Genomic DNA, 7,573 nt, shown 5'->3' with positions numbered 1-7,573 from the left:
TCCCGCAACTCGGCGGCCTGTTCCACAGAGAGCTCCACGCCAAGAGACCCTGCCACACAAGATCACGTAACGCTGACGGAATCACGAGACACTAGGCGGCGCCCGCTCCGCAGGTACACATCATGAGGTTGGTTCCCGGCACCGGCTCCAGTTGGTGGAGCCCGTCAGCGTAGACAGGGCACGCTCCCTCTTCCGTCGCCATTTCTTGACCTCTCTCTTTTGTTGCTGATGGAAACCCGCCCCGGGAAACCGAAACGTCAAGAAACACGGGACGGGGGTTTTGGTGGGGCACTGCACAGGCGACAGGGAGTTTTACCCATCTGCGCCGCCTTCTGGAGTGACCAAACATAGAAGCGCATCGTGTGGTATTTCCCCAGCGCGGCGCAGTTCGCAGAGCGGTGGTACCGCTACCACCCGGGATGACGTAGACCGATGTCGTGATTGCCTGCCCGCTCATGAGTCTCCCCGAGGCCGGTTGGTGTGGCCCTCGTTGACCCGGGCCCACATTCGGGTTAGCAGGTCGAGCCGTCTTGCATCTTGCTTACGCTCTTCGGCATCCACCTTCCGTGTTCTACTGTCTCGATTCCCGTTGGCATGGGGTTTGTGGACGCGAGGCTTACCCACGCCGTCACCCCCCCAGGATTTGCATGTCATGACCCCAGGCAATCAGCGCAGTTGACCGCGCGTACCCACCCATGAATTTCGTCCTTTTCTCCAGCGCCGCACTTCGGCCGCAGATCGCCGGACGCAGTGACAAGTTCATGCACGAGCAGATCTTCCGCACCGACGGTTCCGGCGCGGGGCGCCGTCTCCTTGGCAGGCTGGGAGTGCACGGATACCTCCATGGGTCGGTCATCCGCCGAAGGGTGGAGTCCCCTGCCCGGATTCGAACCGGGCTGCAAGGAGCTGGTCCCGCCCCCGAGCCGGGAAAGCCGATAGCGGGCGGCGTGCGTCCGGCCGGGGGCGGAGTCTGGGGGTTAGTCAGGGCAGGGCCAGGTGTGGCGGGCGAAGAGCGGGCAGCCGCCATGAGGACAGTCGGGGTGGACAACGAGATCAGCCAGCGGCCCTAGCCACCTGATCCACACGCCTGCGCCGTAGAGGTCCCTGACCACGACGTAGTGGGGGCCGGTGTGCCCGAGATCGAGGCAGCACCACCCCGTGCTGATGTAGTCGTCGGCCTTGGGTCCGGCATCGACCGCAAGGGCGGCGGCAGCCAGCGCCGGGGTGAGGTCGTAGTCCCCTCGGCGGCATGCCAGGTCGTCCTCCAGCACGGTCGGCGAGGGCGAGCGCAGGTCGGGAACTCTGGTGAGATGCCGCATCGGTCGCCTTTCGCTCGGGGGTACGGGTGCCGCTCCGGCTCCACCAGCCCCGCCGGGGGGAGGTACGGGACGTGGGGCCGGAGCGGCGGTCTAGGGGGCCATCAGCGCGCGCAGGGTCGGATACCGCACGGAGCGGCAACGGGTGCAGCGCTGGGAGTCGTCCGCCTGGGGACGCCAGTCGCACCGGTGGGAATCCACGGCGAGTTCCGCCGGACCCTCCACCGGAATGCCGGCATTCCCATGAGTGACCGCGTCCGCACCTTCCGTCACATCAGGCTCGGGGGCCGTCCTGTGGTTGCATACGGCGGCGTGTGCGGCGGCCTTCGCCTTCCACCATCGCCCCGCCGCCAACCCACCCTGCGCGGCGTCCCGTTCCCCGCGCTCGTACAGTGCGCGCCAGGTAGTGCAGCCTTCAGCCATGGCCCCATCCTCGGCGTGCGTCCGCTAGGCGGTCGTAGACGTTGAGTGCGGCGGCCATCTGCTGGGCAGCGGCGGCGGGGAATGGCCCCTCGATGACGACGCGGGCCGCACCAAGGTCCCGGCCCGTGCCCCAGACAGCGACGTCGTAGCCGTAGCCGAGAAGCGACGCGCGCAGCATCCGCGCCGACGCCACGCCGGTGCATTCCAGCTCGGACGCCGGCAGGGTCGCCGTCGTGGTGGCGTGGCGGTACCGGTCTCTCGACAGCGCGTCGGCGATTCGCCGCACTACCGACGGCTCAGCGGCGCCGAGCGGGATGCCTGGGTAGATCGGGGTCACGCCGTCATCCGCCAGGAGCTGGCGTTCGCCGATGCCGTCGATGCGAAGGCGCGCTTCGTCGGCGGCGTGCATGAGCCTCAGCGTTGCCGAGTCGTAGGTGGTGCGAGGGGTCACGTCGCCTCCTCCCGTCCGGGCGCGCGGCGGTGGTCGGGGTGCTCCCGCAGGTAGATGCGGGCGTCTGCGGCGGCGGACTGGTCGCGCTTCGTAGCCGCTTCGTCCAGCAGCTCGCCCGCGGCGACGCACGCCGGGCACTCCGAGTGGATTGCCAGGCCACCCGAGCCGAACGGGTCGTCAGACCAGACCGAGGTCCCACTCACTTGAGGGGCCTCCCGTCGTGAGCCTCACGGTTCGCGCGCCTGGCGTTGTTCGTCTCGTTCAGCTTGTCCCGGAGGTTCTTGGTGCTTCCGGCCGTGTCCTTCTTCTCCGTCTCCTTGCTCATCGGCGGGCCGCCCGGAGTACGCGGGCGAGCTTGCGGACAGCAGCGAGGTTTCCGTCCCCGAGGGAGAAGCGGCAGACCTCCCCGCCAGCGGTCTCGGCCATGTGCCAGGCGATGCCCTCGGCGTCGATCCCAGCCACCCTGAGCGCAGCGCGCAGTTCCTCGGCCGCTCCGTCCATGGCCTCGGTGACGCTGCGGATGCCGCGCAGCCTCGGCCCCGTCTCGCCGCAGGTGTCAGGCTTACTCATCCGGCCCCTTCCTCAAGTACCTTGACCGGGTCACGCACAAGTCAACGACCAGGGACCAAGATCAGTTGACACAGAAGTGACACACCCGCCTTGCAGGTCACGGCACTTGGCCTGTTGCCCTACTCGGGCGCGTGGAACATTGACCCCATGAGCAAACCGACACCTGCCCCCGGCCAGAACATCGCAGTGTTGCGGAAAACCCTCGGGTGGGGGCAAGAGCACCTAGCCCGCCGTATGGACATCTCGGCGTCGCTTCTCAGGAAGATCGAGAAGGGAACCCGGACAGCCACCCCGCCCGTGGTCGCACAGGCGGCGCGCGCCATGAACGTCACGACGGCCCGTATCTACGGAGACCTCTTCAGCGACCCGAGCGAACAGCGGGGTCTGCTTGATGAATTGAAAGGGACCGTGCGTCGGTACACGCTCCCCCGGGAAGACGTGCCGCCCCTGGATGTACTAGCGGAGGATTTGCGGCAAGCTGCCCAACTCCGCGCCGACACACGGTATTTGGAGTTGCTGCGAAGGCTGCCGAAGCTCCTTGGCCAGACGACCGCCGTCGCCCTGGAGGCAGGCGGAGACACGACGGCGTGGGCGCAGCTCGCCGACCTATACGGGTGCGCGTACGCCGTCACGCACCGCCTCGGGCAGGCTGATCTTTCCGACATGATCGTGAGCCGCCAGCAGTGGGCCGCCCGGCAGACGTGGGCCCCGGAAGCGGAAGCGGGGGCCGCATGGAATGAGGCCGGGACCTACCAGTCGGCGGGCGAGTACGGCGACGGCTTGGCGATCGTTGACCGTGCGATCGTCCACTACGAGCGAAGCACCAAGGCGAATACCCCGGATGCGGCAATAACCCTGGGCTCTCTCCATCTGCGGGGCGTCGTACTTGCAAGTCGAGCGAAGGACAGCAACGCGTGGGCGGCTCACAACGAGCGCGCACAGGTTTTCGCATCGCGCTTCCCTCGCGACGTGCTGCGGCACAACCTCACCTTTGGCCCCGGCAACCAGGCCCTTTACGAGTTGGCCGCGCACGTCGAGCTTGGCCGCCCCGAAGTGGCATCGGAGATGGCGGAACCGCTCATGCGGACGCCTCCCGCCGGTCTCGGGGCGAGCCGCGTCGGTCGCTTGTGCATCGACACAGCACGCGCCCGGCTTGACATCAACGACATGCGCGGGGCGGAAGAGGCGTTGGCGCGGGCACATGAGATTGCACCGCAGATGGCAGAGGTTCACCCCATGGCACGCGAGGTGCTGCGGGTCCTGTTCATCCTTCATCAGCGATCACGGCCGGATTTGGTGCGCCTTGCCAAGCGGTCGGGGCTCACGCCGGAACCGTGAGAGTCCGATGGGAACCAGCCTCATCCGGAGCCCCGCCACTCCTTCCCCTGTGAAGTGGCGGGGTTCTACTGTCTTCGCCTCATCTTCACCGTTGGCCTGCTGCGCTTGATGCCGTCGGGTCGAACTTTGGGAAGGACTGCCGGAACGGATGGGTAAGCCGACTCTCATGCCCCTTCAGTCGGCTCGGCCGGCGGAAGTTCGGCAACGAACGTGCCCCGACCGTGAACCGTCTCGATGAGCCCACGCTCACGCAGCACTCCTGTTGCACGGCGCATCGTGACGTACGAAACGCCGTACTCCGCGGCGAGATCCCGTTCGGACGGCAGGCGCACTCCGGGCTTGAGGTCACCCGCGGCGATTCGCGCCGCCACGTGGTCAGCCACGGCGACATACAGCACCTGGGACGGCTGTGGGGCGAACTCGGGTACGCGCATGAACCCAAGCTAGAGGACCCGAAAACTCCCAAAAGCTCCGTAGAGCTATACATAGCTCTACGGAGCTATGTACGATCGCGGACACCAAAAACCCCCGCGACCTGGCCGGGTCCGGGGGCATGGCCGAACAGCTATCTAGGAGCTGACAGCATGCGCGACCTTACCGCGCACCTTCTCGGACGTCTCGTCCTGGCGCTCATCCCCGGACCGAACCCCCGTTCCACCCTGCTTCGCTGGGTGGAGCGACTGCTCCCCGCCTCAGGACGACACCGCGCGCCGGCGCCGGCAGAAGAGCCACAGCCCGAACACCGACGCAGGCCCCTGCCGCCCCACAAAAGCCCCTACGCCCGGGAAGCCTCCGAAGCCCGCCCCTTCCTGGACACCATCCACCCCGTGCGCCCCTACCTCACCGCCTCACCCCGTAAGCGGCCCGTCAGCCCCGAAGAGCAGGCCGGGGCGTACAGGCTCTGGGTACTCGACATGGCGCTACGCGGCATCGACGTAGGCCCCAGCAAGATTCACGGCGTACACGTCAGCCCGCATAGCCGCACTCTGCGTGTGGCGGTGGGAGCATGATCGCCATCTGCTGCCGCTGCGTACGCGAGACGACAGCCCCCGTAGCGGTTCGGTACATCGACCGGACCAGCGGACCCGGCGTGACGTTGCACGCCTGCCCCGACTGTGCGCCCCACCTCATCCCCGGCCCGCTCCTCTGGGAGATCGCCCCGTCGCAGCGTGGCTGACTCGCCGCCGGCTCCCCCGCCCCGTCCGCGAACACTCCGGGCGGGGCGCAGTCGTACCTCCGCCCGGACCGCGCCCAAACGCGGAGCCGCCCGCCGCGTCGCGTGACGCAGCGGGCGGCTCTACGTGTCTACGGAGCGAGGACAATTGCCCCCTAGGCGGATAGTTTGCAAGCTCAGCAACTCGCCGCCTACCGCGGTTGAATGATCACGAACGCGGGGCCACCTTGCTCAGCCCGTTGATGATGCGGTCCATCGCGTCGCCGCCCGTGGGGTCGGTGAGGTTGGCGAGCATCTTGAGGGTGAAGCGCATCAGCAGCGGATGGGTCAGCCCGCGCTGGGTGGCGATCTGCATGACCTTCGGGTTGCCGATGAGCTTCACGAACGCGCGGCCCATCGAGTAGTAGCCGCCGTAGGTCTCCTTGAGGACCTTCGGGTAGCCCTCCAGGGCCCGTTCGCGCTGGAGGTAGGTGGCGCGGGCATGCGCCTGCACGATGACCTCGGCGGCCAGCGCCCCGGACTCCATGGCGTACGCGATGCCCTCGCCGTTGAACGGGTTGACCAGCCCGCCCGCGTCGCCGACGAGCAGCAGGCCGCGGGTGTAGTGCGGCTGGCGGTTGAACGCCATCGGCAGCGCGGCGCCGCGGATCGTCGTCGTCATGTTCTCGGGGGTGTAGCCCCACTCCTCGGGCATGGAGGCGCACCACGCCTTGAGGACCTCGCGCCAGTCCAGCTCCCGGAAGGCGGACGAGGAGTTGAGGATGCCGAGGCCGACGTTGCTGGTGCCGTCGCCCATGCCGAAGATCCAGCCGTAACCGGGCAGCAGCCGGTCCTCGGCGCCGCGGCGGTCCCACAGCTCCAGCCAGGACTCCAGATAGTCGTCGTCGTGGCGCGGCGAGGTGAAGTACGTACGGACCGCGACGCCCATCGGGCGGTCCTCGCGGCGGTGCAGGCCCATCGCGACGGAGAGGCGGGTGGAGTTGCCGTCGGCGGCGACGACCAGCGGGGCATGGAAGGTGACCGGCGTCTTCTCCTCACCCAGCTTGGCGTGCACGCCCGTGATGCGGCCGGTCAGTTCGTGGACGATCGGGGCACCGACGTTGCAGCGCTCGTACAGCCGGGCACCGGCCTTCTGCGCCTGGCGGGCGAGCTGTTCGTCGAAGTCGTCACGCTTGCGGACGAGTCCGTAGTCCGGGAACGACGCCAGGTCGGGCCAGTCGAGCTGGAGGCGGGAGCCGCCGCCGATGATGCGCAGGCCCTTGTTGCGCAGCCAGCCCGCCTCCTCGGAGATGTCGATGCCCATCGCGACGAGCTGCTTGACGGCGCGTGGCGTCAAACCGTCGCCGCAGACCTTCTCGCGGGGGAACGCCGTCTTCTCCAGGAGGAGGACGTCGAGCCCGGCCTGCGCGAGGTGGTAGGCGGTCGCGGATCCGGCCGGACCGGCGCCGACGACGATCACATCCGCGCTGTGCTCTGAGCGCCGCTCGGCGGCGGGCGCGGACTCGGTCACGGGCGCGGACTCGGTCACGGGGGATCTCCAGGGAAGTCGATATCTGGATTTCTGCATATCCGGGTGCCGAACAGCACCAGGCATGGGCAGTCTATGGGGGCCTTGGTGATCAGATCTTGAAGGGTTGGCCGTGAAGCCGATGACGAAGACGACCACGGACGGCGTGCCCCCCGCCGTCGAACTGCGGGTGCCCACCGAGGAGGACGCGTGGAACTGGCACCACGCCTTCGCCCACCCCGACGTCATGGAGTTCCACGGCGGCGCCCCGGCCGAACTGTCGGTCTACGACGAGCTGACCGCCCGCCAACGCCGCCACCACGCCGAACGCGGCTTCTGCTTCTACACCCTGCTCGGCCCGGACGGCACGGTCCTCGGATTCGCCGGTGCCCAGCCGTGGCCGCACGAGTCGTGGGGCCCGGCCGGCGAGATCGAGATCGGCTGGCGGCTGGGGCGCGACCACTGGGGCAAGGGGTACGCGACGGCCGCGGCCCGCGCGGCGCTGGAGGACGTCCGGGCGGCCGGGGTCCCCGAGGTCGTCGCGATGATCAACTCCCGGAACGCGCGGTCGATCACGGTCGCCGAACGGCTCGGCATGCGGCGGGCGGAGACGTACGAGACGCCGAAGCTCACGGCGTACTGCTACCGGCTCACGCTGTGAGGCGGCGCCGGTGAACGTCCGGCCGGGGGGGGGGGCCCCCCCCCCCCCCCCCCCCCCCCCCGCGCGGGGGGGGGCGCGGTGCAGGGCGACCATTCCGCCGCTGGGGTTTAGCCACGCGAACAAAGACCACCCG

10 protein-coding genes are annotated in these 7,573 nt (G+C 68.6%); 3 read left to right on the top strand and 7 right to left on the bottom strand.

Going from position 1 to position 7,573, the window contains the following annotated elements; translation table 11 throughout:
* Nucleotides 1-977 precede the first annotated feature (977 nt).
* From ACFWWQ_RS29315 to ACFWWQ_RS29295, 5 genes are all read right to left on the bottom strand, one after another.
* A complete protein-coding gene (locus tag ACFWWQ_RS29315; RefSeq protein WP_384602258.1) occupies nt 978-1,319 on the bottom strand; it encodes a hypothetical protein in 342 nt (113 codons plus the stop codon).
* Nucleotides 1,320-1,731: 412 nt separating this feature from the next.
* A complete protein-coding gene (locus tag ACFWWQ_RS29310) occupies nt 1,732-2,190 on the bottom strand; it encodes a hypothetical protein (protein ID WP_384602257.1) in 459 nt (152 codons plus the stop codon).
* Nucleotides 2,187-2,393, bottom strand: a complete 207-nt coding sequence (locus ACFWWQ_RS29305) for a hypothetical protein (RefSeq protein ID WP_384602256.1) — start codon at nt 2,391-2,393, stop codon at nt 2,187-2,189. The genes ACFWWQ_RS29310 and ACFWWQ_RS29305 overlap by 4 nt, the downstream gene beginning before the upstream one ends.
* Nucleotides 2,390-2,515 carry a hypothetical protein gene (locus ACFWWQ_RS29300; protein WP_384602254.1) on the bottom strand — a complete coding sequence of 42 codons (126 nt, stop codon included), beginning with the start codon at nt 2,513-2,515 and terminating at the stop codon, nt 2,390-2,392. The genes ACFWWQ_RS29305 and ACFWWQ_RS29300 overlap by 4 nt, the downstream gene beginning before the upstream one ends.
* Nucleotides 2,512-2,760 carry a hypothetical protein gene (locus ACFWWQ_RS29295; RefSeq protein ID WP_384602252.1) on the bottom strand — a complete coding sequence of 83 codons (249 nt, stop codon included), beginning with the start codon at nt 2,758-2,760 and terminating at the stop codon, nt 2,512-2,514. Before ACFWWQ_RS29295 ends, ACFWWQ_RS29300 begins: the two co-directional genes overlap by 4 nt.
* 147 nt (nt 2,761-2,907) lie before the next feature.
* Here ACFWWQ_RS29295 and ACFWWQ_RS29290 point away from each other — a divergent pair, with 147 nt between their 5' ends.
* Nucleotides 2,908-4,098, top strand: coding sequence for a helix-turn-helix domain-containing protein (locus ACFWWQ_RS29290; protein WP_384602250.1), 1,191 nt, complete (start codon nt 2,908-2,910; stop codon nt 4,096-4,098).
* A 164-nt stretch (nt 4,099-4,262) separates the two neighbouring features.
* On the opposite strand, the gene ACFWWQ_RS29285 is transcribed toward ACFWWQ_RS29290, so the two are convergent.
* Nucleotides 4,263-4,532 (bottom strand): GntR family transcriptional regulator, encoded by a 270-nt coding sequence (locus ACFWWQ_RS29285; protein WP_384602248.1) that lies wholly within the window; start codon nt 4,530-4,532, stop codon nt 4,263-4,265.
* A 572-nt stretch (nt 4,533-5,104) separates the two neighbouring features.
* On the opposite strand from ACFWWQ_RS29285, the gene ACFWWQ_RS29280 reads away from it, so the two are divergent.
* The gene (locus tag ACFWWQ_RS29280) at nt 5,105-5,275 is read left to right on the top strand and encodes a hypothetical protein (RefSeq protein WP_384602246.1); all 171 of its coding nucleotides are present in this window, start codon (nt 5,105-5,107) and stop codon (nt 5,273-5,275) included.
* Between the two features lie 205 nt (nt 5,276-5,480).
* Here the strand turns inward: ACFWWQ_RS29280 and ACFWWQ_RS29275 are convergent, their stop codons facing one another.
* Nucleotides 5,481-6,800, bottom strand: coding sequence for a geranylgeranyl reductase family protein (locus tag ACFWWQ_RS29275; protein ID WP_384602245.1), 1,320 nt, complete (start codon nt 6,798-6,800; stop codon nt 5,481-5,483).
* Between the two features lie 121 nt (nt 6,801-6,921).
* Here ACFWWQ_RS29275 and ACFWWQ_RS29270 point away from each other — a divergent pair, with 121 nt between their 5' ends.
* Complete coding sequence (locus ACFWWQ_RS29270; protein WP_384602243.1) at nt 6,922-7,440, top strand: GNAT family N-acetyltransferase; 519 nt, start codon at nt 6,922-6,924, stop codon at nt 7,438-7,440.
* The last annotated feature ends 133 nt before the right edge of the window (nt 7,441-7,573 follow it).

This window comes from Streptomyces sp. NPDC059080 (assembly GCF_042739975.1).
Taxonomy (GTDB): Bacteria; Actinomycetota; Actinomycetes; order Streptomycetales; family Streptomycetaceae; genus Streptomyces; species Streptomyces benahoarensis.
Note: the sequence above shows the minus strand (reverse complement) of the source record. Positions and strands in the feature narration are given on the sequence as shown.

Bases quoted from the DNA above. Each gene is read 5' to 3' on its own strand.
- ACFWWQ_RS29315 (WP_384602258.1), bottom strand. From the start codon at position 1,319: ATGCGGCATCTCACCAGAGTTCCCGACCTGCGCTCGCCCTCGCCGACC.
- ACFWWQ_RS29300 (WP_384602254.1), bottom strand. From the start codon at position 2,515: ATGAGCAAGGAGACGGAGAAGAAGGACACGGCCGGAAGCACCAAGAAC.
- ACFWWQ_RS29295 (WP_384602252.1), bottom strand. From the start codon at position 2,760: ATGAGTAAGCCTGACACCTGCGGCGAGACGGGGCCGAGGCTGCGCGGC.
- ACFWWQ_RS29290 (WP_384602250.1), top strand. From the start codon at position 2,908: ATGAGCAAACCGACACCTGCCCCCGGCCAGAACATCGCAGTGTTGCGG.
- ACFWWQ_RS29285 (WP_384602248.1), bottom strand. From the start codon at position 4,532: ATGCGCGTACCCGAGTTCGCCCCACAGCCGTCCCAGGTGCTGTATGTC.
- ACFWWQ_RS29280 (WP_384602246.1), top strand. From the start codon at position 5,105: ATGATCGCCATCTGCTGCCGCTGCGTACGCGAGACGACAGCCCCCGTA.
- ACFWWQ_RS29270 (WP_384602243.1), top strand. From the start codon at position 6,922: ATGACGAAGACGACCACGGACGGCGTGCCCCCCGCCGTCGAACTGCGG.